General features: G+C 60.1%; 19 protein-coding genes and 1 pseudogene. 11 read left to right on the plus strand and 9 right to left on the minus strand.

Going from position 1 to position 23404, the window contains the following annotated elements; translation table 11 throughout:
- Positions 1-74: 74 nt before the first annotated feature.
- The 5 genes and pseudogenes from E2F50_RS01710 to E2F50_RS01730 all read left to right on the plus strand — a co-directional run bounded on the left by E2F50_RS01710 (position 75) and on the right by E2F50_RS01730 (position 5400).
- Complete coding sequence (locus E2F50_RS01710; RefSeq protein WP_133314331.1) at positions 75-1322, plus strand: BtaA family protein; 1248 nt, start codon at positions 75-77, stop codon at positions 1320-1322.
- On the plus strand, positions 1322-1996 hold the full coding sequence (locus tag E2F50_RS01715; protein WP_133314332.1) for a class I SAM-dependent methyltransferase: 675 nt from the start codon (positions 1322-1324) through the stop codon (positions 1994-1996). The genes E2F50_RS01710 and E2F50_RS01715 overlap by 1 nt, the downstream gene beginning before the upstream one ends.
- Before the next feature lie 134 nt (positions 1997-2130).
- Positions 2131-2913 (plus strand): annotated as a pseudogene (locus E2F50_RS01720) (glycoside hydrolase family 25 protein); the annotation flags it as partial.
- Between the two features lie 212 nt (positions 2914-3125).
- Positions 3126-4370, plus strand: coding sequence for a lytic murein transglycosylase (locus tag E2F50_RS01725; RefSeq protein ID WP_133314334.1), 1245 nt, complete (start codon positions 3126-3128; stop codon positions 4368-4370).
- Between the two features lie 100 nt (positions 4371-4470).
- Complete coding sequence (locus tag E2F50_RS01730; RefSeq protein ID WP_133314335.1) at positions 4471-5400, plus strand: DMT family transporter; 930 nt, start codon at positions 4471-4473, stop codon at positions 5398-5400.
- A gap of 397 nt (positions 5401-5797) precedes the next feature.
- Here the strand turns inward: E2F50_RS01730 and metF are convergent, their stop codons facing one another.
- From metF to E2F50_RS01755, 5 genes are all read right to left on the minus strand, one after another.
- The gene (gene metF / locus E2F50_RS01735) at positions 5798-6697 is read right to left on the minus strand and encodes a methylenetetrahydrofolate reductase [NAD(P)H] (RefSeq protein ID WP_133314336.1); all 900 of its coding nucleotides are present in this window, start codon (positions 6695-6697) and stop codon (positions 5798-5800) included.
- 10 nt (positions 6698-6707) lie between these two features.
- Complete coding sequence (locus tag E2F50_RS01740) at positions 6708-7703, minus strand: ArsR/SmtB family transcription factor (protein ID WP_133314337.1); 996 nt, start codon at positions 7701-7703, stop codon at positions 6708-6710.
- 123 nt (positions 7704-7826) lie between these two features.
- Positions 7827-10199 carry a methyl-accepting chemotaxis protein gene (locus E2F50_RS01745; protein ID WP_133314338.1) on the minus strand — a complete coding sequence of 791 codons (2373 nt, stop codon included), beginning with the start codon at positions 10197-10199 and terminating at the stop codon, positions 7827-7829.
- Between the two features lie 223 nt (positions 10200-10422).
- Positions 10423-12072 carry an energy-dependent translational throttle protein EttA gene (ettA, locus tag E2F50_RS01750; RefSeq protein ID WP_133314339.1) on the minus strand — a complete coding sequence of 550 codons (1650 nt, stop codon included), beginning with the start codon at positions 12070-12072 and terminating at the stop codon, positions 10423-10425.
- Positions 12073-12191: 119 nt separating this feature from the next.
- Positions 12192-13988, minus strand: coding sequence for a hypothetical protein (locus E2F50_RS01755; RefSeq protein WP_133314340.1), 1797 nt, complete (start codon positions 13986-13988; stop codon positions 12192-12194).
- A 134-nt stretch (positions 13989-14122) separates the two neighbouring features.
- Between E2F50_RS01755 and E2F50_RS01760 the strand changes: the two genes are divergently transcribed.
- Genes E2F50_RS01760 through E2F50_RS23505 form a run of 5 tightly spaced genes read left to right on the plus strand, consistent with a single transcriptional unit; the run spans position 14123 to position 19101 of the window.
- Complete coding sequence (locus tag E2F50_RS01760; protein ID WP_133314341.1) at positions 14123-15067, plus strand: alpha/beta fold hydrolase; 945 nt, start codon at positions 14123-14125, stop codon at positions 15065-15067.
- Positions 15068-15121: 54 nt separating this feature from the next.
- On the plus strand, positions 15122-16087 hold the full coding sequence (locus tag E2F50_RS01765; protein WP_133314342.1) for a DMT family transporter: 966 nt from the start codon (positions 15122-15124) through the stop codon (positions 16085-16087).
- A gap of 2 nt (positions 16088-16089) precedes the next feature.
- Positions 16090-17286 carry a succinate--glutarate CoA-transferase gene (gene caiB, locus E2F50_RS01770; protein WP_133314343.1) on the plus strand — a complete coding sequence of 399 codons (1197 nt, stop codon included), beginning with the start codon at positions 16090-16092 and terminating at the stop codon, positions 17284-17286.
- Positions 17283-18932 (plus strand): thiamine pyrophosphate-binding protein, encoded by a 1650-nt coding sequence (locus E2F50_RS01775; RefSeq protein ID WP_133314344.1) that lies wholly within the window; start codon positions 17283-17285, stop codon positions 18930-18932. Before caiB ends, E2F50_RS01775 begins: the two co-directional genes overlap by 4 nt.
- Before the next feature lie 46 nt (positions 18933-18978).
- Complete coding sequence (locus tag E2F50_RS23505; RefSeq protein WP_281029170.1) at positions 18979-19101, plus strand: hypothetical protein; 123 nt, start codon at positions 18979-18981, stop codon at positions 19099-19101.
- Positions 19102-19149: 48 nt separating this feature from the next.
- Here the strand turns inward: E2F50_RS23505 and E2F50_RS01780 are convergent, their stop codons facing one another.
- The 3 genes from E2F50_RS01780 to E2F50_RS01790 all read right to left on the minus strand — a co-directional run bounded on the left by E2F50_RS01780 (position 19150) and on the right by E2F50_RS01790 (position 20806).
- On the minus strand, positions 19150-19494 hold the full coding sequence (locus tag E2F50_RS01780; protein ID WP_133314345.1) for a RidA family protein: 345 nt from the start codon (positions 19492-19494) through the stop codon (positions 19150-19152).
- Positions 19495-19550: 56 nt separating this feature from the next.
- On the minus strand, positions 19551-19889 hold the full coding sequence (locus E2F50_RS01785; protein WP_133314346.1) for a protein tyrosine phosphatase family protein: 339 nt from the start codon (positions 19887-19889) through the stop codon (positions 19551-19553).
- Between the two features lie 77 nt (positions 19890-19966).
- Positions 19967-20806 (minus strand): DUF4432 family protein, encoded by an 840-nt coding sequence (locus E2F50_RS01790; RefSeq protein ID WP_133314347.1) that lies wholly within the window; start codon positions 20804-20806, stop codon positions 19967-19969.
- Positions 20807-20998: 192 nt separating this feature from the next.
- Between E2F50_RS01790 and E2F50_RS01795 the strand changes: the two genes are divergently transcribed.
- Positions 20999-22444 (plus strand): L,D-transpeptidase, encoded by a 1446-nt coding sequence (locus E2F50_RS01795; protein ID WP_133314348.1) that lies wholly within the window; start codon positions 20999-21001, stop codon positions 22442-22444.
- 61 nt (positions 22445-22505) lie between these two features.
- Here E2F50_RS01795 and E2F50_RS01800 read toward each other — a convergent pair whose 3' ends face one another.
- Positions 22506-23222 (minus strand): ParA family protein, encoded by a 717-nt coding sequence (locus E2F50_RS01800; RefSeq protein WP_133314349.1) that lies wholly within the window; start codon positions 23220-23222, stop codon positions 22506-22508.
- Between the last annotated feature and the right edge of the window lie 182 nt (positions 23223-23404).

The following is a 23404-nucleotide window of genomic DNA, read 5'->3' on the forward strand; positions in this document are numbered from 1 at the left end:
AACCGCTCTCGTCATCTCCCTGTTGCATGACGGGTTTAAGTGCGGCGAAACGCAAGAACAGGCGGGATTCGACGATGGCCGATATTGCACAGGAAGCCGGTTTCGGAAAAAATCAGAAGCTGAGGCAAGCGCTTCTGCAGCATAAAGCTCTTTCGCGGCAGGGAATCTCAGAACGGCTTTTCGGCCTGCTTTTCTCCGGCCTCGTTTATCCGCAAATTTGGGAAGATCCCGACGTTGACATGTCGGCCATGGAACTCGCTGAGGGCCACTCGATCGTGACCATCGCCTCCGGCGGCTGCAACATGCTGGCTTATCTGTCGCGCTCGCCAAAGAAGATAGACGTCGTCGACCTCAACCCGCATCATGTCGCGCTGAACCGGCTGAAACTCGCGGCCTTCCGCCATCTGCCGAGCCATGCCGATGTGGTACGGCATTTCGGGACGGCCGACGCACGCTCCAACAGCAAAAGCTTCGACATGTTTATCGCGCCGCACCTCGACCAGCGCACCCGCGGCTATTGGGAAAGGCGCTCGCTGTCAGGTCGTCGGCGGATTGAGGCATTCGATCGCAACATCTACAAGACCGGCCTGCTTGGTCGCTTTATCGGTGCCGGGCACCTGATCGCTCGCCTGCATGGCATCGACCTGACCGAAATGGCCAAGGCCAAATCGCTTCGCGAACAACGCCAGTTTTTCGAAAGCCATGTCGCACCTTTGTTCGATAAGCCCTTGATCCGCTGGATCACCGCCCGCAAGAGCTCGCTTTTCGGCCTCGGCATCCCTCCGCAGCAATATGACGAACTCGCAAGCCTTGCCGCGGATGGGTCGATCGCGCCCGTGCTGCGCCAGCGGCTCGAGAAACTGGCTTGCCACTTCCCGCTGCGGGAGAATTATTTTGCCTGGCAGGCCTTTGCCCGCCGTTATCCCAGCCCGCAGGAGGGGAATCTGCCCACCTATCTGCGAGCCGAGAACTACAAGTCCATCCGCGCCAATACCGAACGCGTCACCGTGCACCACGCGAGCTTCACCGAACTGCTGGCGCAAAAGTCTGCCGCCTCCGTCGACCGCTACGTTCTTCTCGACGCGCAGGACTGGATGACGGACGAGCAGCTTAATGGCCTTTGGACCGAGATCACCAGAACGGCATCCGTCGGCGCCCGGGTCATCTTCCGCACCGCCGCTGAAAAGAGCGTGCTTACGGGAAGACTTTCCCCTGCGCTCCTTGACCAGTGGACATATCTGGAGGAGCGGTCGCGCGCCTTGACACTGCAGGACCGCTCCGCCATCTACGGCGGCTTTCACATTTACACGAAGACCGCGTGATGGCCATGAAGGTGGCGCCGGCGCAGCCCGCCAGTCATGCAGCCAGCATGGATCGGATGTATCGCTACCAGCGTCACATATACGACGCCACGCGCAAATATTATCTGTTCGGCCGCGATACGACCATTGCGGGGCTGGCTCTGGAGCCCGGGCAATCGCTCCTGGAGATCGGCTGCGGTACAGGCCGAAATATGCTGTTGGCCCACCGGCTCTTTCCGCAGGCGCAGCTCTACGGATTGGACATATCCGCCGAGATGCTCGAAAGCGCCCGCGCCAATTTCCGCGGAACGGTGGGCAGACCCGTCTTTCAGGTCGCCGATGCGACGAATTTCAGGCCGCAGGACTTCGGCCTTCAAGGCTTCGATCGCATCCTGATCTCCTATGCTTTGTCGATGATCCCCGACTGGGAGAAGGCTCTGGATGCCGCACTCAGTTCCCTCTCACCCGGCGGCTCTTTGCACATCGTTGATTTTGGGCAGCAGGCGGGTCTACCGCGGTGGTTCGCAAGGCTGCTGAAGGCGTGGCTTGCGCGGTTCCACGTCACGCCGCGTGCCGAGCTCCACGACGCTCTCCACAGCAGGCTTGGTTCGGCGGACGCAGACATGATCTTCCACGAAATTGGTGGGGGGTATGCCTGGCACATTGTCATACGCCGGCGGATGAGCCAGGGCTGAAGCCCCGCTGGCTTTTATTTTGAGCTTGCTCTAACTGTTTTTTTACGCAGTTATGGTGAAAAAGAGGTTCATGCCTCTCTTGCGCTGTGGGCGCGGGGAAAAGGCTCCTTTTGTCGCCATCTCACGGGTCCTTCATGCGTCGGCTCTTTCTGGCTCTTCTTGCGACTGCGGTTCTGGCCACCGGCTGCACCTCGACGAGCTACGACCTGATCGAGACGTCTTCGGTCGCTCGGCCGAAGTTCAAGGACAATGACCCGCAGGACTTCGGCAAGAACCACCCCGCCCGCCACGACGTCCACGGCATCGACCTGTCGAAATGGAACGGCACCGCCATCGACTGGCCGACCGTGAAGAAATCAGGCGTGTCATTCGTTTTCCTGAAGGCGACCGAAGGCAAGGACCGCATCGACCCGACATTCGAGAAGAACTGGAGGGATGCAGCAGCCGTTGGCATTCCCTATGCGCCCTACCATTTCTATTATTTCTGCTCGACCGCGGACGACCAGGCCGACTGGTTCATCGCCAATGTCCCGAAAGCGTCGATGAAGCTGCCGCCGGTCCTCGACGTCGAATGGAACCACGCATCAAAGACCTGCAAGACGCGGCCCGACCCGCAGACTGTACGCGCCTCGATGCAGCGCTTCATGGACCGCATCGAAGCCTATTACGGCAAGCGGCCGATCATCTATACATCCGTCGACTTTCATAAGGACAATCTGGTTGGCGCCTTCAACGACTATCCCTTCTGGGTCAGGTCAGTTGCGGCTCATCCGAGCAAGATTTATGAAGGGCGCCGCTGGGCCTTCTGGCAGTATACGGCGACCGGCGTGGTGCCCGGTCTGAAAGGCGAGACAGATATTAACGTTTTTGCCGGTACCGCCAAGAACTGGAACAGCTACGTGGCAAGCGTCAGCAAGCCGTCGACCGTCACGGTCGCCAGTGAGCCGATCGCGGCCGGCCCGGCGGAGACGCTCGCTTATGCAGAGCAGCCGCTTGCAGAGATGGCGCAATAGCCGACTGGCATTGTTCAAAACCTTGCGTTACAAGCTGCCTAGCTTGGCTCCTGCCTGTGTTTCGGTCTTTTCATTGCCCATCAGACAGGCTGCCCTTAATGATGCTAGGAACGCCGATGTACCGAACCCGTCTTCAACGCCTTGCCTATGGCTGCATTTTCGCGACTGCCCTGTCCTCGGCAGCACTGGCTCAATCTCCCGCACCAGCCCCTTCTTCCGTACCATCTCAGTCTGCCGCGCCGAAACCGGCCTGCGGTGGCGATCTGGCGGCTTTCCTCGAAGGGGTAAAAGCGGAAGCCGTTGCTGCCGGCGCGCCGCAGAGCGCCGCGGACCAAGCGCTGGAAGGCGCCCAGATCGATCCAAAAGTGCTGTCCCGCGACCGCGCCCAGGGCGTCTTCAGGCAAACCTTTCTTGAGTTCTCACAGCGCACGGTCAGCCAGGCTCGCCTCGATATCGGCCGCCAGAAGCTGAAGCAGTATGCAGACGTCTTCGACCGCGCGCAGAAGGAATTTGGCGTGGCACCCGGCATCATCACCGCCTTCTGGGCAATGGAAACCGATTTCGGAGCCGTCCAAGGCGATTTCAACACCCGCAACGCGCTCGTCACCTTGTCGCATGACTGCCGTCGGCCAGAGCTCTTCCGCCCGCAACTGATCGCGCTGATCGAAATGGTTCAGCATGGCGATCTCGACCCGGCGACCAATACGGGCGCCTGGGCCGGCGAAATCGGGCAGGTGCAAATGCTGCCTGAAGACATTATCGCCCATGGTGCGGATGGGGATGGCGACGCTCATATCAACGTCAAGACTAGCGCACCTGACGCGATCTTGACGGCTGCAAAGTTCATCCAGAGTATGGGATTTGCGGCCGGTCAGCCTTGGATCCAGGAAGTCAGCCTGCCGGAAAGCCTTCCCTTCGAAAAGAGCGGTCTCGGCAATGAGATCCCGGCCAGCGAGTGGTTCGCGCTGGGCGTCGCGCCGCGCGACGGCAATACGGGCTTCGGCAACCTGCCGGCTGCTCTCGTGCTTCCGCAGGGCCGCAAGGGTCCGGCCTTTCTGACCTATCCGAACTTCAAGATTTATCTAGAATGGAACCAGTCCTTCATCTACACGACCTCGGCCGCCTATTTCGCCACCCGTCTTTCCGGAGCCCCGCCTTATCAGAAGGGTAATCCTGAGCCGGGCCTGGATGATGCACGCATGAAGGCCCTTCAGACCAAGCTGCAGGCGCTCGGCCACGACATCGGCAAAGTTGACGGCATATTGGGCTCGGGTACGCGCGTCGCCGTCCAGAAAGAACAGAAGCGGCTTGGCCTTCCGGCCGACGGCTGGCCGACGCAAGCGCTTCTTGGCGCCCTCTGATCTTCCACTCGTCGATCAAAGCCACGCGCCCGCTAGAAACGGGTGGCGAGTCACCTCGCCGCCCGCTATGCCGTCCACTTCGGATTGAAGGGACAGGCTGATGACGACTGCAGCGACATCGAAACCCAGCGCTCTAGCCTGGGTCCTGCTGATGCTCCTGGGGCTGCTGTGGGGCGGCTCATTCTTCTTTGCCCGGGTCGCCGTGCTGGAAGTGCCGCCATTCACCCTGGTCTTCCTGCGCCTCGGCCTGGCCGCGCTTGCCCTGCATGTGTATCTTTTTGGCCGCTTCGACCTTTATGCGACGCTCCTGGCACAGTGGCGGCCATTCCTGGTTCTCGGCCTGCTCAACAACGCATTGCCGCACACGTTGATCTTTTTCGGCCAGACGCAGATCGGAGCGGGACTGGCGTCCATCCTCAACGCCACCACTCCCATCTGGACCGTGCTGATCGCCAACAGGTGGACAGCGGACGAAAAGCTGACATCTGCAAAAATACTCGGTTGCCTGGCAGGTTTTGTCGGAACGGCGCTTCTCATCGGCCCAAGCATAGTCAATGCCGCCTCGGCGCCTGTCTGGGCTCTGTTGCTGCCGCTGATTGCAGCCGTTTCCTACGGCTTTGCCGGCACCTATGGAAAACGCTTCCGCAGCATTCCCGCCCCCGTCACAGCCACGGGCCAGTTGACCGCCTCGACGCTGATCATGGCTCCGACATGCCTGCTTGCCGACCAGCCTTGGCACCTGCCCATGCCGTCCGCCTATGCTATTGCAGCTATCTTGGCGCTGGCGCTGCTTTCCACGGCACTCGGCTATCTTCTGTTTTTCAGGATCCTCGCCCTGGCAGGGGCGACCAATGCTTCGCTTGTCACCCTGCTCATTCCGCCAAGCGCGATCCTGCTCGGCGCAACTTTTCTCGGCGAACGGCTGGATTGGACCGACATGGGCGGCATGCTGGTGATCGCCGTCGGATTGCTTCTTCTTGACGGAAGGGTACTTCATCTGCGCAGGCAGCCCGCCGGCCGCTCCACCTGACCAAGCCCGAAATCACGGAGCGTGAAGACTGCCTACGGTTCGGGAGCTTCCCAACCTTTATCTCTGGCTGACTTGCCATGAAATCACAGATTGTCAGGCGCTTAGGCCGAGGCCCCACAAACTGGAGCGAAGCGATAAGGCAGCGCAGCACAAATTCCGCTTCCATTTTGACATGAAACCGACATAAACTCCGGCCGTTAACGCAAGGAGGCAGACATGGGACGCATTTATCCTCTTAATGTCCTGATAGTCGGTGCAGCGTTTCTTTTCGTCGTCTCGATGCTTTTCATCTGAGACTGTAGCCTTTCCTCATTCACATCCACATCTGTGATCGCCTGACACTTTGCCCGCTGCCAAAAGCGCATGTTCCAGTGGAACATGCGCTTTTCAACAATTGTCAGGCCGCGGCCCCAACGCTTGCGGCCTGCCTCCGGCAGCGGCCGAGCTGCTCGAGCACGGCCGATACGAGCGGCGCGCGGTTCATCGTATAGATGTGAAACTCGTCCAGCCCGCGACGCATCAGGTCCTCGATCTGTTCGGCCGCGACATCGGCCGCCACTTTGGCGCGCTCCTCCGGCTTGTCGTCCAGCCCCTCGAAGCGGTCATCCAGAAATGCGGGTACGGAGGCGCCGCAGCGGCGCGCGAAGCGCTTCATCTGGGTCAAGTTCTGGATCGGCATGATGCCCGGTACAATGGGGATGGCAATTCCTGCCGCCCGGACCTTTTCCAGATAACGTTCGAAAATGTCGTTGTCGAAGAAGAGCTGTGTCAGCGCCCGGGTTGCGCCGGCATCGGCCTTGCGCTTCAGCGTATTAATATCTGCCGCGATATCGGGGCTCTCCGGATGCTTTTCCGGATAGGCCGAAACCGATACATCGAAATCACCATAGGCAACGAGCGTCCGCACCAGATCAGCCGTGTCTGAAAAACCCTCAGGATGAGGAAGATAGGCGGTGCCGAGGCCTGTGGTCGGATCGCCTCGCAAGGCGACGATGCGGCGTACGCCGGCTGCGCGATACTCTTCCACCACCGCCTTCACCTCCTGCTTGGAAGCGTCGACGCAGGTGAGGTGTGCAGCCGTCGCGAGACGGGCATCGCCGATCATGCGCCGAACGGCGGCAAGTGTCGGCTCCTGGGTGGAGCCGCCCGCGCCGTAGGTGACCGAAACGAAGTCAGGCTGCCATGGGGAAAGCTGCTCGACCGCCTCCCAAAGCTGGGCTTCCATCTCGTCCGATTTGGGCGGGAAAAACTCCAGCGAAAGAGCGAATGGCTGTGGCGCTGCTGTCTTCGCTTCCATTTTGGAACTCCTAAGCTATGGCCACGGCTTCAGCCGTTCCGGGATTAGCGATCAACAGGCGGCGGTCGCGGGCAAGCCAGATTGTTACGGTGAGAGCACCGTCCTGCCCCGGCTCCAGGTTGATCGCTTCTTCGACGTCCATGCCGATCTTGTTCAGCCATTCGGTCATTACCTGGTGCGAAAAACCGAGACGCACATGAGCATGTTCCTCGCGCAGATGCTCCAGCGTATGTGGCGCGAAATCGACGATCAGCAGGCGGCCGCCAGGCCGCAGCATGCGTGCAGCTTCGGCGATCGCCAGTTCGGGCTGATCGAGAAAATGCAGCACCTGATGAACCGTCACCAGGTCGAAATCCTGCCCCTCGACCGGAAGGTTCAGGATGTCTCCGTGCCGCACCGAGGCCTTGGTGATGCCGGCTTTGTCGAGATTGGAGCGCGCTACCGACAGCATGTCGCGGCTTGCATCGATCCCGATCGCACGCCTGTAGAGATGCGACAGCAGTTGCAGAACCCATCCGGTCCCGGTGCCGAGGTCGAGAAGGGAATCGATCGGGGACGTGCCCAAGAGTCGCAGCAGCGCCGCCTCCACCGCCTTGTCGCTTACATGCAGTCGACGCAGTTCATCCCAATGCGAAGCGTTGTGGCTGAAATAGGTCTGGGCTCGCTCAGCGCGAAGGCGCTTGACCGTGCGCAATCGCTCTCCATCTCGCAGCAGAACAGGATCTTCCTCCGATACGGCGGAAAGCAGCGTTCTCACCAGCACCGCCGCCTTGCCATCCTGCTTCAATCTGAAATAAGCCCAGGCGCCTTCCTGGTAACGCTCGATCAGCGCGTCTTCTGCAAGGAGCTTCAGATGACGTGAAATACGAGGCTGGGACTGGCCGAGAATTTCGGTAAGGTCAGTGACGGTGAGATCCCCTGCAGCCAGCAATGCCAGAAGACGGAACCGCGTCGGTTCCCCCGCGGTTTTCAGCACGTCGACAAGATTATCAAGTGGCAGTCCCATGCGCGCCCCGGCGTGATCAACATATAAAGATATCTTTATATGAATCGTATTGAGCTTGCAAGTGGCGCCCGCCGGAAATGAAAAGGGCGGCCGAAGCCGCCCATGCCTTAACGATGGTATTTCTCAGAATTCTTGCCACTCGTCCGCCTTTAGAGCGAGCGCCGCATTGCCTGTCGATGCCGGAGGCCGGGCAGTTGGGCGCGGCTGATGCTCATGCCGAGCCGCCGACACTTGGCGCGCCGGTGCGGGTGTCGCTTCGGCAGTGCGCATACGTGCAGCTGCCTGCCGAAGCTGGCCGGAACCGCCGCCGAGCTGGAACTGAGCCAGCAGGTCATTGAGGTTAGCGCTTTCCTGCGCCAGGCCAGCACCTGCCGCGTTCATTTCCTCGACCATGGCGGCGTTCTGCTGGGTTGCCTGGTCCATGTGGTTCACCGCCGTATTGACCTCTGCAAGCCCGACGGACTGTTCTTGAGCAGCCGTGGCAATGGCATCCATGTGGTTGTTGACCGTCAGCACCAGATGAGCGATCTGCCCCAGCCCCTCGCCCGTGTCGTTGACGAGCTTGACGCCCTCTCCGACCGCCACGGCTGAGTTGGAAATCAACGCCTTGATCTCCTTGGCGGCATTGGCCGAGCGCTGGGCCAGTTCGCGGACTTCCTGAGCGACAACGGCAAAACCCTTGCCAGCTTCGCCAGCACGCGCCGCTTCCACGCCCGCATTGAGGGCCAGCAAATTGGTCTGGAAAGCGATCTCGTCGATGACGCCAATGATCTGGCCGATCTGCTTGGACGATTGTTCGATGCGCTCCATTGCGGCAACGGCGTTGCGCACCACCTGACCGGATTGTTCCGCTCGGCTGCTTGTGTCACGCACCACGTCGCGCGCTTCGGAGGTCCGCTTGGATGTGCTCACCACATTGGAGGTGATCTCTTCCAGAGCAGCGGCCGTTTGTTCCAGCGAGGCAGCCTGCTGCTCGGTGCGCTTGGCCAGATTGTCGGATGCATCGGAAATTTCCTTGGAGCCGCCGGCGACGGTCGAAACCGCCTGCCCGAAGCCGAGCAGGGCATTGCGTAGCTGGACTACCGACGTGTTGAAATCCTGCCGCAGCGCTTCGAACTGGGGAGCGAACTGCTGGTTGATCTCGCACAGCATGTCACCAGACGCCAGCCGCTTGAGACCGACGGCAAGTTCCCCCGTCGCCTGATTGAGCCGCTCTTCGGCTTCCGCCTCTGCACGTGCCTGCAGATCCGCCTTTTCGCGCTCTGCAGCCTGGCGGTTCAGTTCCGCTTCTTCTTCCAGCTTCTTGTTGCGGATCGCGGCTTCCCGAAACACTTCGACGGATTGAGCCATGCCGCCGATCTCGTCCCTGCGATTGGAACCGGCGATGACGACGTCTAGATCGCCGGCTGCGAGCGCACGCATGCATTCCGTCAGACGCGATACCGGCCGCACGACCCGGACGATGACGATCATCATGCCGACAATGGCAATACCTACGACCAGTACCAGCATCACCGTGTAGAAGATCAGCGCGCTGAAGGCTGAGGCCACGGACGCGGTAGAAACCAGTGCCAGTTGATCCATGGCAGTAGAGGCGACTGCGGCTATGGTACCAAGTGCAGCTGTCACCTTGGGGCGCCATTCGTCGATGCCGATAGGGCTCGACTGACCGCTCTTCAGCCGAGTCACGATATCCTTGCGCCAGGTTGCGAAGTCGCCGGTGAAATAGCTCTGGTCAGCTTTGGCCAGAGCGCTCTTCAGGTCAGCCGGTGTAGCCGGATGATTAACAAGTGCTTTTACCGAGCCCCAGGCGAATGCAGCTCCCGAGTCGGCGCTTGCTACAGTATTGTTTTCGGCAGCATCGAGCGGGCGACCTGCAGCAACAGCGCCATTGAGAGCAACTGTCGCAGTACCACCCAAGGCGCGTGCCGACCAGGCGGCCGAGCGGATCTGGATAAGCGCGACCATGGTCGGATCAAGCGTGCGGATTTCGCCTTCGACAGCAGCCGAGGTGGCTTCCAGTTTGGCTAGAAACTCCGCACCGAGGTCCAAGACAGCCTTGTCCAGACCCTTCTCGCGAGCTTCCAGCTCCGAGGCAAAAGCCTGATCCACTCTTTGACGCAATGCCAGCACCTTGTCGTATATGGATTTGGCATCTGAGATGGCTGTGCCGACAGCCTCGGATGGAAGGCCAACAGCACCATCCAAGGCGCCCTTCATGGCCGCATCGACCTTGGCACGAGAAGCCTTGACGCTTTCGATCGAGCCGGCAGCAGCGGAACGCGCCATCGTCAGGGCCGTCGCGCTGTCACCGCGTTCACTGCGGAAGTTCAAGAGCGCGTTGAACAGCGCCTTGTCGATCTCTGCAAGTTGCGCGACCTCCTGATAAGTCCGGTATTGAGAATGCGCTGTCAGGGTTGAGCGTCCCACCAGCCCGGCAAGCGCCAGACTTACCACGAGAAATGCACCGACAAGAACATTGCGTATTGAGAACATGGCTTCGCCCTGGATATGACTGTCGGACAACCATAGGTGAGGCAGCTAAAAATTCAGTAAATTGCAATATAGTCTGCAATAAAGCCGCCCTGTCTGCTCACGGAACCGCGGCAGGGATCATCTTTCGCCCGACTGACGGGCCCTACGCTCTCGTTAGTAGAATAGCCAAGAGACGTCCAACAATACGCCCCGGCTGGGGCGTATTGTTGTCCTGCCGCTAAGCTTAGCGAGTCAGGCGCTTGTGGGCGGTACTGCCTGGATTGAGGGCATCCGGTCCGAGCCGGCGGACTTTGTCCTGCTCGTAATCTTCGAAATTGCCTTCGAACCATTCCACATGACCGTCGCCTTCGAAAGCGAGGATATGCGTCGCCAAACGGTCGAGGAACATACGATCGTGGCTGATGATGATGGCGCAGCCGGCGAAGTTCTCAAGCGCTGTTTCGAGCGCGCCGAGCGTTTCCGTATCGAGGTCGTTTGTCGGTTCGTCGAGAAGCAGAACGTTGCCACCGGCCTTCAGCATCTTCGCCAGATGCACGCGGTTACGCTGACCACCCGAAAGGTTGCCGACCTTCTGCTGCTGATCGCCGCCCTTGAAGTTGAAGGCGCCGCAGTAAGCGCGGGAATTCATGTCGAACTTGCCGAGCTTGATCACTTCCGCGCCCCCTGAGATTTCCTCCCAAACGGTCTTGTTGCCGTCCAAAGCATCGCGGCTCTGGTCGACGTAACCGAGATGAACGGTCTCCCCGATCCGGATCGAGCCCGCATCCGGCGTTTCCTGCCCGGTGATCATCTTGAACAGGGTCGTCTTGCCGGCACCGTTGGGGCCGATGATCCCGACAATGCCGCCCGGCGGCAGCTTGATCGACAGTTCGTTGATCAAGGTACGGCCTTCAAAGCCCTTGGTGATGCCTTCCATCTCGACGACGACATTGCCGAGACGTTCGGAAACCGGAATGATGATCTGCGCATCGCCGGGGCGGATGCCTTCGGCGGCATCCACCAGCTGTTCATAGGCCTTGATACGCGCCTTGGACTTGGCCTGTCGCGCTTTCGGGCTGGACGCGATCCATTCCTGCTCGCGCGAAAGCGCTTTCTGGCGGCCGGCTTCTTCACGGTTTTCCTGCTGCATGCGCTTGGCTTTCGCCTGCAGATAGGCCGAGTAATTGCCTTCATAGGGAATGCCGCGACCGCGATCGAGCTCAAGGATCCAGCCGGTGACGTTGTCGAGGAAGTAGCGATCGTGGGTGATCATCATTACGGCACCGGGGTAGTCGCGCAGGTGCTTTTCGAGCCATGCAATGGTTTCGGCGTCAAGGTGGTTGGTCGGTTCGTCGAGCAGCAGCAGGTCCGGCTTCGACAGAAGCAGGCGGCAAAGCGCGATACGGCGACGCTCACCACCCGAGAGCAGGGTGACGTCACTGTCCTTCGGCGGGCAGCGCAGCGCCTCCATGGCCATCTCGACCTGCTGTTCCAGGTCCCAGAGGTTCTGGCTGTCGATGATGTCCTGGAGTTTCGCGCCTTCGTCGGCAGTCTCGTCGGAATAGTTCATCATCAGCTCGTTGTAACGCTCGAGCACAGCAGTTTTGTCGGCAACGCCGACCATGACGTTCTCGAAAGCCGTCTTCGTCGGGTCGAGATGCGGTTCCTGCTCGAGATAGCCGACGGTGGCGCCTTCGGCGAGCCAGGCTTCGCCGGTAAACTCCTTGTCCTGGCCGGCGATGATGCGCAGCACGGTCGACTTACCGGCGCCGTTCGGGCCGAGGATACCGATCTTGGCATCCGGGTAGAAGGACAGGTTGACGTTTTCGAGGATTTTCTTGGCGCCGTAGGACTTGTTCAGCCCCGACATGTGATAGATGAACTGACGTGCCATGGATAAAGGTGCTCCGGGGGAATTTCGGTTTGCCGCTATGTAGGCGAATTGGGAGCCGGGAGCAATCTAGGTGAATTGGAAAGCGCGCTTTCCGTGTGGCATATTGGCCGAAATGGCAGTCAGCGCAGATTTACGTGATCGATCCGAAACAACTGGAACGGATTTGTTGGGCCCGTATCGAGGCGAACGAGGCCGGGCCAGTCTAGTCCGGCAGCAAGCGCGTCATAAAGTGGCGCCGTGCCGACGTCGGTCTTCAGCGGAAACCGGCAGACAGCCACGTAGTCGAAAGGCTCGAGCGCTTTGCGTCTGACCTCCGCATCGGTCGAGACCAGCGCTTCGAACGCACGCCGCATTCCCGGAGACGCCCGATGAAACGGCACCGCCGCGACCGAGAACCCGTGCGGCATGGTGAAGGCAAGCTGCAGCGACAGTGCCTGCGGCGCGACGATTCGCCCGGCAGGAACCTGCGCAAGCACGGAAAGATCTCCGCTCCTGCACTCGTCGAACGCCATGTAGTCGACGGCATCGTAGATCTTCACCGTTGCGGGCATCAACAGTCTCAACCCGGCAACCGTCGCGACGAGCAGGCCGACGCAGGCGAGAACAGGCAGCCTGGCCTGCGGCCATACGCCCGGTGGGTGCTTCAGGTGCTTATAGGCGAAGGGCAAGAGCAGCGGAACAAAGGCCGAGGGGAAGCGGATATAACGGATAAGGGCGATCGTCAGCAGCAGGCTTGCAGCCGCGACCGCCGTCACCATCACGAGCCCAAGATCGCCGCGGCGCCCAGCCGCCAGCACTGCAACTATTGCCGCGATGATAACGACGCCGAGTAGCGCCACCAGCAGCACGAGCGAAAGTTCTCCATTGGACACGAGGTAGATGAGCCCCTGCTCCTGGGGGATCCGGTCGAACCAGTAATGTTTGGAGACTGGATCGATCATCCAATAGGGGCCAGCGAGGCATCTGGGAAAAAGCAGGCCGGCGATGACCATCAGGCAGCCGGCAGGCACGGCAATGGAGGCCAGCCTTTCCCAGGACGCAGCCCGATGAAAGATCAGCGACGACGCCAGCAGGATGGCGCTGCACCCTATCATCAGCACGATGTACGGCGCCGAAAACGCGTCGCACTGCGTCGAAGCACTACCGGAACGCCCCAGCAGGGCCAGAGCCAGCGGACCGGTCGAAATCAGCATCGATGCCGACGCAGCGCGTAGGACCGGCAGCGCCGGACTGTTCTTGAGGACGAAGGCGATAACGATGCCTGCAAACGCCAGGACGACAAATGGCAGGCCTTCCAGAGCGATCGCAATCGATACCACGCTGCCGAGCCCGATCATCACGCCGCCTGCCCGGTCCCAACGCGCAAGGCCGGCGGTGATAGCCATCAGCGCAACAAGTTGCATGTTGTGATGATCGATGCGGCCTGGGACAAATTCCCATAAGGCAAACAGCATCAGGATCGTCGCTGCGATCAGAAGCAGGCCGTCGAGCACCGACCGGAACGTCGTCGTTCGGGCAATGACCGAAGCGCCAAGCAGGCTGTAGACGGCGAGCATGACAGGCGGCCAGATCAGAAACGCGGTCAATAGCGCCCGGTCGGGGCTGAAGACCGGCGAAAGCAGACGGGCGATTAAGAGATAGGGAAGATCGACAAGGCGTGACCAAGGCGAAACATAGGCTTCCGGCATGCTGATCATTGGCAGAGTCAGGCCCCACCAGTCACCGGCTGGGGACATCAGCTGGCGGATCTGGATCTCCCGCATCAGGTCGTCGATGTCTCCCAAAAACAGTTTGCCGTCGGCAAGATCGAATGCACAGAGCAGAAGGCCGGTGAGGTAGATGACAAGGAAGATGCGGAGCACCGACGTTTTTGCTTCGGCAACACCTTGCGAAGCAACACTGCCGCCGCGTCTCATCGCAATTCCATCCCGCCGTTTGCAGCCCTCGGCTATCATACGCGCGAAGTCTTTAACATTGCGCTACGCAGGACGGTCTGCGAAACATCGGCAAAGGCGATCGATGCGCCTGTCGGGAGATGAGCGGAGGGACGATGTTCGATCGACTGCAAAGACTGCAAAGCCCGACTGGCGCATCCATTGCCTATCACCACCAACCGGCGACAGAACCTGAGCGAGGCATCCTGCTGATCTCGCACGGGCTTGCCGAACACTCGCGGCGTTATGCGGCCTTCGCCAGGGAGATGAGTGGCCATGGCTTTCATGTCTACGCCTTTGACCACCGCGGACATGGCCAGACAACGGTGCCGGACGCGCCGCTCGGGCGCTTTGCGCAGAGGCAAGGTGCTCGCCTCGTCGTCGATGACGTTCTTGCCGTGAGGGATATGGCAGCGGCGACCCATCCCGATTTGCCGGTCATCCTCTTCGGGCATTCCATGGGCGGATTGATCGGGCTCAATGCCGCAATCAGCAGTCCCCAGAAATTTGCAGCCCTCGCCATCTGGAACTCCAACTTCAACCCGGGTCTCGCGGGCCGAGCCGCGCAAATCATCCTGCGAGCGGAAAGAGCGCTGAAAGGTTCAGATGTCCCAAGCGGCCTCCTGCCGAAACTCACCTTCCGCGCCTGGGGCAGATCTATCGCAGGCCATCGCACGGAATTGGACTGGCTCAGCCATGACCGCGATGCCGTCGACGCCTATATCGAGGATCCCCTTTGCGGCTTCGACGCCAGCGTTTCCCTCTGGCTTGATCTCTTCGAACTGACGTTCAGGGCGCCGAAGATGATCGAACGCCTGCCGAAACATCTGCCAATTCACCTCGTTGGCGGAGCCGAAGACCCGGCAACAAACGGCGGACGCGAGATCCAGTGGCTGTCGCAGCTTTTGAAACGAAATGGCTTGTCATCGGTCATCACGAAGATATGGCCCGCAACCCGGCACGAAACCCTCAACGACACGGTCAGAGGCCGCGCCACCGCCGAGTTTGCCGCCTGGGCCAAGACCGTTCTGGCCGCTCCCAAGACCCTCGAAACGGAATGAGATCATGACATTTATTCAAGTGCCGGCAGCAGGCGCAGCCACTATAGGAAGATGATGAATTCGTCGACCGCCAGATTAACCCCAGCCTCTTCACCGCCGGCCGTCATGACGGGCCTCGGCCTGATGATCGTGGCCATGCTGCTGGCTCCGCTGATCGACATTTTTTCCAAGCTTGCCACCGACACCGCCTCCCCGACACTGATCACCGCTGCTAGGTTTATGTTCCAGGCGCTCTGCATGCTGCCGATCGTGTTACGAAACAGATCCTGGCTGAAGTTTTCATGGCGGCTGAGCTTTTACCACGCCATCCGGGCTGCGGTGATCACGCTCTCCATGGTGTGTTTCGTCGCCACACTCGCGGTCATGGAGGTCGCCGACGCGGTCGCCATATTTTTCGTTGAACCAATCATCCTGACCGTGCTTTCCAGCATATTCCTCAAGGAGACCATCGGCTGGCGTCGCTATACCGCCTGCGCGGTGGGCTTTGCCGGAGCTCTGATCGTCGTGCGGCCGAGTTTCCAGGAGATTGGCTGGGTGGCGCTGCTGCCCATTGTCACTGCCTTCTGCGTCGCCATATTCGCACTGATGACGCGCGCTCTCGCTCACCGTGAAGATCCCTGGTCCATGCAGTTCCAGATGGCGCTTTGGGGCATGCCGATCTGCGCCATCCTGCTCTTGGTCGGCCATCTGACCGGCATCGGGTTTCTCCTCCCTTCTGTGCCGGACGGCTTGACCTTCACCTGGCTTGCCGGGGTCGGCGTATTTGCCGCTCTTTCCGGGATCCTGGCCGTCTACGCCTATCGCGCCGCGCCAGCCTCGGTCGTCGCGCCCTTGCAGTATTTCGAGATCGTTTCGGCGACGCTGTTCGGCTGGCTGGTCTTCGGCGACTTCCCGGATCCGGTGAAATGGCTTGGTATCAGCATCATCATCGGCTCCGGCCTCTTCATCATCTGGCGCGAACGCCGCGTCGCTTCGCAAAAACCGGTGACCAGCAGCGCCGAGACATCAGTGACCCCTTGAAGATGGACAAGCCCCAGAAGAAGCCGCCGCTTTCCGGCATCCGCGTCATCGAACTCGCCCGCGTTCTCGCTGGTCCCTGGGCCGGGCAGATGCTGGCCGATATGGGGGCCGATGTCATCAAGGTGGAAAATCCCGATGGTGGCGACGATACCCGGGCCTGGGGGCCGCCCTTCGTGCAGGGGGCGGACGGCGAAAATCTGTCAGCCGCCTATTATCACTCGACCAACCGCGGCAAGCGGTCGATTGCAGTGGATCTGAAGACGGCAGAAGGGCAGGACGTGGTGCAGCGTCTGGCGGCAAGCGCCGATATTCTGATCGAGAATTTCAAGCTCGGCGGCCTGACAAAATACGGGCTTCACTATGAGAGCCTGAGGAAGATCAACCCGAAGCTCATCTACTGCTCGATCACCGGTTTCGGCCAGGACGGGCCTTATGCCAGCCTCGCGGGCTACGACTACATCGTCCAGGGCATGTCCGGCTTCATGTCGGTCACCGGCGAGCCGCACGGCCAGCCGATGAAAGCGGGTGTCGCGATCGCCGACATTTTCACCGGCATCTACGCCGTCACCGCCATCCAGGGCGCACTCATTCATGCAATGAAGACGGGCGAAGGCCAGCATATCGACATGGCGCTTCTCGACGTGATGTCGGCAGTTTTGGCGAACCAGAACATGAACTATCTGGTCTCCCAGGTAGCGCCGCAACGGCTGGGCAATGCACATCCGAATATCTCGCCCTATGAGGTGATCCCGGTCAGCGATGGCCATATCATCCTGGCCATCGGCAATGACGGCCAGTTCCGCCGGCTCTGCCGCGTCCTCGGCATCGAGGCCGTCGCGAGCGACGAGCGCTACGCCACCAACAAGGCCCGCGTGGCGCACCGTGCCGAGGTCCGCAGCCTGCTGATATCGGAAACAGCCAAGTGGACAAAGACGGCTCTTCTATCGGCCTGCGGCGACAACGCCGTGCCGGCAGGACCTATCAATTCGGTGGCAGAAATGTTCGATGACTCCCAGGTCAGGGCGCGCGGCTTGAGGATCGACCTCGAAGCCGCCGACGGGACCATTATTCCAGGGGTAAGGAGCCCGATCGTGCTCTCGGAAACTCCACTCGCCTATTCCCGACCAAGTCCCAGTCTTGGTGAGCATACCGAAGAGATCCTGGCCGAACTGAACCAGATGGAGGAAAGCAAAGCATGAAGACCGGCGGACAACTGATCGTCGAGGCGCTGAAGGCCAATGGTGTCAAGCGCATCTCTTGCGTTCCAGGCGAAAGCTATCTCGCAGTGCTCGACGCTCTTTATGACAGCGGCATAGAGGTACTCGTCTGCCGCCAGGAAGGCGGCGCGGCGATGATGGCCGACAGCTGGGGACGGCTGACCGGAGAACCGGGCATATGCATGGTTACTCGTGGCCCCGGCGCCACCAATGCCTCTGCCGGTCTCCACGTTGCGCGCCAGGATTCCATCCCGATGATTCTTTTCATCGGCCAGGTTGCCCGTGACATGCGCGAGCGGGAAGCTTTCCAGGAGGTGGAGTACCGACGTGCCTTTACCGAGTTCGCCAAATGGGTCGGCGAGATCGACGACGCGCGCCGGATACCCGAATTCGTCACCCGCGCGTTTGCCGTGGCAACGTCCGGTCGGCCCGGTCCGGTTGTTTTGACCCTGCCGGAAGACATGCTGGTGGACGAGGTCGAGGCACCGCAAGCCCGCCCCTACACACTGGTCGAAAGCCATCCCGGGAGAACCCAGATGGCCCGCTTCGAGACGATGCTGAAGGAGGCGCAGCGGCCAATGTTCATCATCGGCGGCACCCGCTGGAGCGAACAGGCCGTCGCTGATTTCCAGAACTTTGCCAGCCGCTTCAAGCTTCCGGTCGGCTGCTCCTTCCGTCGCCAGATGCTGTTCAACCACCTTCACCCGTCCTATGCGGGCGATGTCGGCATCGGCATCAATCCGGCGCTCGCCAAGCAGATCAAGGATTCCGACCTCCTGGTTCTGATCGGCAGCCGCATGTCGGAAATGCCCTCATCCAGCTACACGCTGATCGACATCCCCTACCCGAAGCAGAAGCTTGTTCATGTCTTCCCTGATCCGGAAGAGCTTGGGCACCTCTACCGGCCCGATCTTGCCATCTGCGCTGCACCGGCGGAGTTCGTGGCCGCGCTTGGCGATCTCCAACCGCCGGCCCTACCGCTGTGGGCAGAGCGAAAATCGGCTATGCATGATTCCTATCTCAAATGGTCGACGCCGCCGCAGACTGGTCCCGGCGCCGTCCATATGGGGCCGATCATGCAGTGGATCGAAGAGAATGTGCCGGACGACACGATCTTCACCAATGGCGCCGGCAATTACGCCACCTGGCTTCACCGTTTTCACCGTTTTCGCAAATACAACACCCAGTCGGCACCGACCTCCGGTTCGATGGGCTATGGACTGCCGGCAGCGGTTGCGGCGAAACAATTGTTTCCTGAACGGGAAGTGGTCTGCTTTGCCGGCGACGGCTGCTTCATGATGCATGGCCAAGAGTTCATCACAGCCGTCCGATATGAATTGCCGATCATCACCGTGCTCGTCAACAACGGCATTTACGGGACGATCCGGATGCATCAGGAACGGGAATATCCAGGACGCGTTAGCGCCACCGATCTGGTTAACCCGGATTTCGTTGCCTATGCGCAGGCCTTTGGCGGCCATGGCGAACTGGTGGAAAAGACGGAAGATTTCGGACCAGCTTATCAGCGCGCACGCGACAGCGGCAAACCTTCCATTATCGAGGTCCGGCTCAATCCGGAAGCCATCACGCCGGCGAGGACGCTGACGCAGATCCGAGATAGGACTTAAACGTAAGCTTGAGGAACGGAAACAGCATTTTGGCCGTTAACGGGCCATGGCAGATGATACGAAACGCAAAGCACTCGGCGGAATGACGACCTTCGTCGCCGTCATCTTTCTCATCGCGATCGCGCTGGCCGCTTTCTACTTCTTCGGCCTGACACCAGGCGAAGCTTAAGCCATTCATTCAAGTAAAGGGGATCGGCCGGAGCCGATCCTCCGGGCGTCAGTCGAGAGCGGCAGTGACGATGAACTCGACCTTGTATTTGGGCGCAGCGAGCTTCGCTTCGCTGGTCGCACGTGCCGGCGGATTGGCCGGATCGATCCACGCTTCCCAGACTGCGTTCATCTCTGCGAAATAAGCGATGTCCGACAAATAGATGATGGTCTGCAGGACCTTGGATTTGTCGGTTCCGGCGGCCGCCAGCAAGCTGTCTACCTCGGCAAGCGCCGACTTGCACTGATCGGTAACGCTTTCGCCGTCACCGACCTGGCCAGCCAGATAAACCGTATTGCCGTGCACGACAGCGCCGCTCATGCGGGCGCCCGGCTCGATGCGCTTGATAGTCATTGAATGCTCCTGATGTGATTGCAGATAGGATGCGCGAAGCTCGCGATGAAAGGGGATCAGCCGCGAATGTGCTGGCTCTTCTCGTAGATGGCAGTCGAGCGGGCGCCGGAGCGGCAGAAGCCGAGCATCGGTCGAGGAAGCTCGTCGAGCGCGTCGACCATGGAATTGACGCCTTCGGCATCGACGCCCATGCGGCCGACCGGAATATGACGGATCTCGAGGCCGAGTTCACCGGCCCGTGCGGCAATCTCTGCATAGTGGGGCTGACCAGCCTCCTCGTCATCGGGACGATGGCAGACGATGGACTTGAAACCCATGGCCTTGATCTCGTCGATATCTCCTGTGGTGATCTGGCCAGTGACGGAATACTCGTCGTTGATCGGGCGGATATCCATGGCTTAACCTCCGTGCTGCTTGAGGCGACAGCATTACGACGCAGCCCCACGGGCGTCAATCGCGCAGTCGACAAGCCTTAAGCAAAGTGAAACTTCAAAGCATATTCAATGCTCTCGCCCGGCTTCAGCATGACTAGTTCCCCCTGCCGGGCAAGTTCTTCACGACTGGCCAGACGGTGCGAAACCGGCTCGATGCCGAGCACATGTGCCGGCGCCTTTTGGTTCCGCCAGACCTGCAGGTGCGGCAAGGTATCGGTCTTGAACTTGACCTTGAGCGTCAGTCCGCCAATCGCTGCGATCGGCCCCAGACAAAGCTCTGCCCATTGTTCACCATCCTGGCGCGCGGGCACGCAGAAGACGCTGCCGGGATCCGGTCCGAAACTCCACGGCAAGACGCCGTCCTCCAGCATCTGGCCTGAGAGCCGTACATGCTCATCGAACAGCCATGCCCCAATGTTCATATGATACATATGGACCGGCGCGAATGCTTTTGTGCCGGTGTTGGTCACTTTGTCGAGAAGGCATACCTCCCCTGTCATGCCGTCGATGCGCCAGTGCCGATCAAGCTGCGCGGGCTCGCCTGTCGCCATGGTCACGTCCACCTGTGCCCGACATTCCGCATCGCCGCCTTGGGCATCCCAGAACATGATCTTGGCCGGATGGGCAGAGAACGAACCATGTAGCGGGTATGTCTTGCCCTCGGCTGCCCCGGCAATCGGCTCGGGGTGGCGAATATGGTCGGGCCCGCAGGTGAAAAGAAAACCTTCCAGCGAGTGATCGATACGGGAATCGCCATCGTCGGGGATCGATCGGCCAGGCGATAAGTCAGTATCGCCAATAAAACATCCTTGGATGTCAAAGACTGAGCCTTCGTCGAGGAAGAGTTTTGGGCCGAGACCTGTTGAAAATGCCTTCATGATGGTCCTCTTCACGCTTTGATCCGAGCGTCCTTCTATTCCTAAGCAGAATTTAACGTTCCATTCACGACGAATTCACCTTTTCCACACTACCGTCAAATTTACCTTGTCTGTGGCTACAAGCCCATGGGTGGGAACCAAAAACGGTGATTCCCAATTACGTGGGAACGCAATCATAAATTCGGTGACATCGTGAAGCGCCTTTTTCTCGCAAGTATCAGCCTTCTGGTTTTGACAGCGGCCCAGGGCGCCCCCCCGGCGGAGGCGCAGACCCGCTATTACCAGTCCCAAGCCAATGTGGTGCTTGTGGCCCCCGATGGCGCCATCCTCGATTACACGCCTGACCAGGGTGATGTCATCATCAGCCGCGACGGAATGGGCCGGCGGGTCTATCTAGACCGGCGCGGTAACATTGTTGCGACCGAGGTCCGCCAGGAAACATCCCGCCGCGCACGCAGCGAGGAATATCCTCCGGCTCCGCGCGGCTATCGCAACTCGGGAGGTTCGGCCGGTTATGAGCCGGGCTACGGGAATTCTCTGGACGGCGGCTTTGACGAGGACGGTTCCGAAGAGGCTGCGGGCGGCTACCGCGACTACCGGCAGTACCGGCCGGGCGAGCCTGGCGCCGTCACCGGTGGTATTCCCGGCGAGGGTTCGGTCAGCCGCCTGCCGCTCGACGACCAGGCGCTTCCCGGGGTGGATGCGGGCTATCCGCAGGAAGCCTCCATCGAACCCGATCAGGCGCCAGTGCAGGATTTGCAACCTCAGAAGCCGATCATCACGGTAACCAAGAAGCCGCAGGCCGAGATCGCCGCGCTGCAGGTTTTCCTAGATCGTGAGGGTATTTCTCCAGGCGTCATCGACGGGCACCTCGGCGACAACGTCAACAAGGCGATTGCCGCCTGGCAGGAGATGACGGGGGAGACTCTCGACCCCAACAATTCCGAAGACATCATGCAACGCCTCACGTATTCCGGCGGTCTGCCCATTGTCGACTATACCATCAGCGCAGCGGATGCGGCCGGTCCCTATGTGGCCTCTATTCCGGAAGATTATGCGCATAAGGCGCAGCTTCCGGCCATGTCCTATACGACGGTGACCGAAAAGCTCGCCGAGCAGTTCCACATGGATGAGGGCTATCTCAAGGCGCTGAATCCCAATGCCGATTTCAGCATTCCCGGGACGACCATCAAGGTGATCAATCCGGGTCAGCCGAAGGTTGGCCAGGTCACCCGCATCGTTGCCGACAAGTACAAGAAGCAGGTTTTCGCCTATGGTGCCGATGGGCGGCTCGTATCCGCCTATCCGGCCACGATCGGCTCGAGCGACACGCCATCGCCGAGCGGCAACCATACCGTTGACCGGATCGCGCTCGACCCGGGCTATACCTACAACCCGAAAATCAACTTCACCCAGGGCAATAACACCCAGATCCTGCAGATTCCGCCAGGGCCGAATGGCCCGGTCGGCACCGTATGGATCGCGCTTTCCAAGCCCACGTACGGTATTCACGGCACGCCAGAGCCGTCGAAGATCGGCAAGACCAACAGCCATGGCTGCGTTCGCCTGACCAACTGGGATGCCACCGAGCTTGCCAAGATGGTGAAGCCTGGCACCACTGTTGAATTTCTGGACTAGAACCGGACAAGCTAGCAGCAAAAAGAGGCGCCTCGCGGCGCCTTTTTTGCGTCTAGATATGTCAGGCAGCATTCCTACCAAAGCCGAAAATGCGCGGAGCGCCAGAGCGGATCACCTTCATCGGCATGAGGCGCATAACCTCAAGGGCGAAGGAGCCAGCATTTTCCTTGGCCTTGTCCACATTGCTCACCTTCTGCGGGTCGAGCGTATGAAGCGTGCCACCGGTCTCGAACAGTTCCTTGAACGCGATGCGTTCGCAGATCGGTGTTGTCAGGACATTGACGCCCCGTGCCGCCAGCAGTCCCTTGATCGCCACGAGCGCCTTGGTCGTGACCATGGAGGTGACGCGGGTGAGCACGACCGAATGAGCAATGCTCAGGTTGGCCTTTTCCTTGAGGAAGGACAGGAGATCGAGGATCTGTGCCGCACCCTTGGCATCCATGGCCGAGCCCTGGACCGGGATCATCACGTGATCGGAAAGGCCGATCGCAGTCGTTACCAGCGCATCGCGCGCACCGGCGAGATCGATGATGAAATAATCCGTCTGAGCCTTCATCTCGCGCAGGTGACACTGCAGCGATGCAATCGAAACTTCGGACACGACTTCGATATTGCGAACAGGACCGGATGCCTCCCGCCATTGGCTGATCCAGCGCTGGGGATCGGCGTCGATCACAGTGACCCGATAACCTTGATGGGCAAGTTCGGTCGCAAGCAGTAGAGCTGCCGTTGTCTTTCCGGCTCCGCCCTTGGCGTTAGCAAAGGATATTACAGGCATTATCGTCCTCGAATGTCACTTGAGCTGCATTGCTCGCGAGGACACCGGAAGCATGGTGTCTTGCCTGCATCCTTTCCAAACATGGTTAACGAATTCTGAATTTAGGGACCGCTAATATCAATCAGTATTAATAACTGTGAGCGGAAAAGCGAGGAAAACCCGGTGGTTGGCATTCCGGGTTG

Source organism: Rhizobium deserti (assembly GCF_004358025.1).
GTDB classification, from domain to species: Bacteria; Pseudomonadota; Alphaproteobacteria; order Rhizobiales; family Rhizobiaceae; genus Neorhizobium; species Neorhizobium deserti.

What these genes read in the sequence shown, in the direction of transcription:
- E2F50_RS01710 (WP_133314331.1), top strand. Translation starts at nt 75, where the DNA reads ATGGCCGATATTGCACAGGAAGCCGGTTTCGGAAAAAATCAGAAGCTG.
- E2F50_RS01715 (WP_133314332.1), top strand. Translation starts at nt 1,322, where the DNA reads ATGGCCATGAAGGTGGCGCCGGCGCAGCCCGCCAGTCATGCAGCCAGC.
- E2F50_RS01725 (WP_133314334.1), top strand. Translation starts at nt 3,126, where the DNA reads ATGTACCGAACCCGTCTTCAACGCCTTGCCTATGGCTGCATTTTCGCG.
- E2F50_RS01730 (WP_133314335.1), top strand. Translation starts at nt 4,471, where the DNA reads ATGACGACTGCAGCGACATCGAAACCCAGCGCTCTAGCCTGGGTCCTG.
- metF (WP_133314336.1), bottom strand. Translation starts at nt 6,697, where the DNA reads ATGGAAGCGAAGACAGCAGCGCCACAGCCATTCGCTCTTTCGCTGGAG.
- E2F50_RS01740 (WP_133314337.1), bottom strand. Translation starts at nt 7,703, where the DNA reads ATGGGACTGCCACTTGATAATCTTGTCGACGTGCTGAAAACCGCGGGG.
- E2F50_RS01745 (WP_133314338.1), bottom strand. Translation starts at nt 10,199, where the DNA reads ATGTTCTCAATACGCAATGTTCTTGTCGGTGCATTTCTCGTGGTAAGT.
- ettA (WP_133314339.1), bottom strand. Translation starts at nt 12,072, where the DNA reads ATGGCACGTCAGTTCATCTATCACATGTCGGGGCTGAACAAGTCCTAC.
- E2F50_RS01755 (WP_133314340.1), bottom strand. Translation starts at nt 13,988, where the DNA reads ATGAGACGCGGCGGCAGTGTTGCTTCGCAAGGTGTTGCCGAAGCAAAA.
- E2F50_RS01760 (WP_133314341.1), top strand. Translation starts at nt 14,123, where the DNA reads ATGTTCGATCGACTGCAAAGACTGCAAAGCCCGACTGGCGCATCCATT.
- E2F50_RS01765 (WP_133314342.1), top strand. Translation starts at nt 15,122, where the DNA reads ATGAATTCGTCGACCGCCAGATTAACCCCAGCCTCTTCACCGCCGGCC.
- caiB (WP_133314343.1), top strand. Translation starts at nt 16,090, where the DNA reads ATGGACAAGCCCCAGAAGAAGCCGCCGCTTTCCGGCATCCGCGTCATC.
- E2F50_RS01775 (WP_133314344.1), top strand. Translation starts at nt 17,283, where the DNA reads ATGAAGACCGGCGGACAACTGATCGTCGAGGCGCTGAAGGCCAATGGT.
- E2F50_RS23505 (WP_281029170.1), top strand. Translation starts at nt 18,979, where the DNA reads ATGGCAGATGATACGAAACGCAAAGCACTCGGCGGAATGACGACCTTC.
- E2F50_RS01780 (WP_133314345.1), bottom strand. Translation starts at nt 19,494, where the DNA reads ATGACTATCAAGCGCATCGAGCCGGGCGCCCGCATGAGCGGCGCTGTC.
- E2F50_RS01785 (WP_133314346.1), bottom strand. Translation starts at nt 19,889, where the DNA reads ATGGATATCCGCCCGATCAACGACGAGTATTCCGTCACTGGCCAGATC.
- E2F50_RS01790 (WP_133314347.1), bottom strand. Translation starts at nt 20,806, where the DNA reads ATGAAGGCATTTTCAACAGGTCTCGGCCCAAAACTCTTCCTCGACGAA.
- E2F50_RS01800 (WP_133314349.1), bottom strand. Translation starts at nt 23,222, where the DNA reads ATGCCTGTAATATCCTTTGCTAACGCCAAGGGCGGAGCCGGAAAGACA.